Annotated in this window: 4 protein-coding genes; all 4 read left to right on the top strand. The window is 73.7% G+C overall.

The window, feature by feature from the left end:
• The coding region (gene rfbG, locus VFZ20_RS22405) for a CDP-glucose 4,6-dehydratase (RefSeq protein ID WP_329686180.1) at positions 1-954 on the top strand (954 nt) is incomplete at its 5' end.
• The gene (locus tag VFZ20_RS22400) at positions 951-2,186 is read left to right on the top strand and encodes a class I SAM-dependent methyltransferase (protein ID WP_329686179.1); all 1,236 of its coding nucleotides are present in this window, start codon (positions 951-953) and stop codon (positions 2,184-2,186) included. The genes rfbG and VFZ20_RS22400, both read left to right, overlap by 4 nt.
• On the top strand, positions 2,183-2,731 hold the full coding sequence (gene rfbC, locus VFZ20_RS22395; protein WP_329686178.1) for a dTDP-4-dehydrorhamnose 3,5-epimerase: 549 nt from the start codon (positions 2,183-2,185) through the stop codon (positions 2,729-2,731). Before VFZ20_RS22400 ends, rfbC begins: the two co-directional genes overlap by 4 nt.
• Positions 2,716-2,880: NAD-dependent epimerase/dehydratase family protein (locus VFZ20_RS32810; protein ID WP_349264119.1), on the top strand; the 165-nt coding region annotated here is incomplete at its 3' end. The genes rfbC and VFZ20_RS32810, both read left to right, overlap by 16 nt.

The following is a 2,880-nucleotide window of genomic DNA, read 5'->3' as shown; positions in this document are numbered from 1 at the left end:
GGCTACTCGCTCCCCGCGCCCACGGAGCCCAGCCTGTACGCGGCGGCGGCCGTGAACGCGGGGATGACGGAGACGATCGCCGACGTGCGCGACCCGGCGGCCCTGGACGTGGCCTTCGCGGCGTTTTGCCCCGAGACCGTCGTTCACCTGGCGGCCCAGTCGCTCGTGCGCGCGTCGTACGACGACCCCGTGGGGACGTACGCCACGAACGTGATGGGGACCGTGCACGTGCTGGACGCCGCCCGCCGCACCCCCGGGGTGCGCGCCGTGGTGGTGGCCACCAGCGACAAGTGCTACGAGAACCGCGAGTGGGAGTGGGGCTACCGCGAGGACGAGCCCATGGGCGGCCACGACCCGTACTCCAGCAGCAAGGGGTGCGCGGAGCTCGTCACGTCCGCCTACCGCCGCTCGTTCTTCGGCGGCGCGGACGCGCCGGCCGTGGCCAGCGTGCGGGCGGGGAACGTGATCGGGGGCGGTGACTGGGCCGCGGACCGGCTGGTGCCCGACGCCATGCGCGCGTTCGGGGCCGGCGCGCCCCTCGTGGTGCGCAACCCGGCGGCCGTGCGCCCCTGGCAGCACGTGCTGGAGCCCCTGCAGGGGTACCTCCTGGTGGCCCGGCGGCTGCTGGAGGGCGCGGGCGCCGACCAGGCGTGGAACTTTGGCGGCGACCACGACGACAGCCGCCCCGTGCGGTACGTGGCCGACGCCCTCGCGGGGCTGTGGGGCGACGGCGCGCGGTGGGCGCAGGACCCGGGCTCGCACCCGCACGAGGCCCTGAGCCTGCGGCTGGACTCGGCCCGGGCGCGGCTGCGGCTGGGATGGCGCCCGCGGCTTTCGCTGCCGCGCGCGCTGGAGTGGGTGGTGGAATGGTACCGGGGCGTGGCGCACGGGGGAGACCCGCGCGCGCTCACCCTGGGGCAGATCGCGCGATACCAGGCGGAGGACCCAACGTGAGCAGCTACGGCGCCTGCCGCTTTTGCGGCGCGCCGCTCCGGCATTCGTTCTGCGACCTCGGCATGTCCCCGCTCTCCAACGCCCTGCTGGGCCCGGAGCAGCTGCACGACGCCGAGCGCTTCTATCCCCTGCACGCGCTGGTGTGCGACGGCTGCTGGCTCGTGCAGCTGGGGGAGTTCGAAAGCCCGGAGCGCATCTTTGGACATTACGTGTACTTCTCCTCGTACTCCGAGTCGTGGCTGCGCCACGCGCGGGCGTACGCGGAGATGATCCGCGCGCGCCTGGGGCTGGGCGCGGACAGCTTCGTGGTGGAGGTGGCCAGCAACGACGGCTACCTGCTGCGCAACTTTGTCCAGGCGGGGATCCCCGCCCTGGGCATCGAGCCGGCGGCCAACGTGGCCCAGGTGGCACGCGAGGCCGGGGTGGACACCCTGGTGCGCTTCTTTGGCACGGAGGTGGCCGGCGAGCTGGCGGCGCAGGGGCGTCAGGCGGACCTGGTGGCGGCCAACAACGTGCTGGCCCACGTCCCCGCGCTCAACGACTTCGTGGCGGGGCTGCGCGCGCTGCTCAAGCCGGCGGGGGTGGCCACCCTGGAGTTCCCGCACCTGGTGCGGCTCATGGCCGAGAACCAGTTCGACACCATCTACCACGAGCACTTCTCGTACTTCTCCCTGCTGACGGTGCGGCGGGTGATGGAGGCCCACGGGCTGCGGGTGTTCGACGTGGAGGAGCTGCCCACGCACGGCGGCTCCCTGCGGGTGTACGCCTGCCGCGACGAGGCGCCCATCGCCACCGAGCCGGCCGTGGAGGCTTTGCTGGAGCGGGAGCGGGCGTTCGGGCTGGAGCGGCTGGAGACGTACCTGGCCTTCGGCGAGCGGGTGCGCGAGGTGAAGTGGGCCCTGCTGGAGTTCCTCATCCGCGCCCGGCGCGAGGGAAAGCGGGTGGTGGGGTACGGGGCGGCGGCCAAGGGCAACACGCTGCTCAACTACTGCGGCATCCGCACGGACTTCGTGGACTACGTGGTGGACCGCAGCCCCCACAAGCAGGGCCTCTTCCTCCCCGGCACGCACGTGCCCGTGCTGGCCCCGGAGGAGATCGCCCGCACGCGGCCGGACTACGTGCTCATCCTCCCCTGGAACCTGCGCGACGAGATCATGCGGCAGATGGGGGAGGTGCGTGACTGGGGCGGGCGCTTCGTCGTCCCCATCCCCACCGTGCAGGTGCTGGGGTGATCTTCGTCCCCACGCTCCTGGACGGGGCCTGGGTGGTGGAGCCCGAGCCGGTGGAGGACGAGCGGGGCTTCTTTGCCCGCACCTGGTGCGCGGACGAGTTCCGCGCCCGGGGGCTGGACCCCGCCCTGGCCCAGTGCAGCGTGTCGTTCAACCGGCGGCGGGGCACCCTGCGGGGCATGCACTTCCAGGCCGCCCCCCACGCCGAGGCCAAGCTGGTGCGCTGCACCCGCGGGGCCCTGTGGGACGTGGTGGTGGACCTGCGGCCCGGGTCGCCCACGTTCACCCGGTGGTTCGGCGTGGAGCTCACGGCGGACAACCACCGTGCCCTGTACGTGCCCCAGGGCTTTGCCCACGGCTTCCAGACGCTGGCGGACGACACGGAGGTCTTCTACCAGATCTCCGTTCCCTACGCCCCCGGCGCGGGGCGGGGGGTGCGCTGGGACGACCCGGCGTTCGGCATCCGGTGGCCGCACGCCGACGCGCGCATCCTGAGCGACCGCGACCGCGCCTACCCGGACTTTGACCCCGCATGCGTGTCCTGGTAACGGGCGGGGGCGGCTTCGTGGGACGGCAGGCCCTGCCGCTGCTGGCGGAGCGGGGCCACGAGGTGCACGCCCTGACCTCGCGCGGCCGCGACGACGCCGACGGCGTGCGCTGGCACCGGGCCGACCTGCTGGCCCCGGGCGGCGCGGCG

The sequence above is a fragment of the Longimicrobium sp. genome (genome assembly GCF_036280135.1).
In the GTDB taxonomy this organism is placed as follows: domain Bacteria; phylum Gemmatimonadota; class Gemmatimonadetes; order Longimicrobiales; family Longimicrobiaceae; genus Longimicrobium.
Note: the sequence above shows the minus strand (reverse complement) of the source record. Positions and strands in the feature narration are given on the sequence as shown.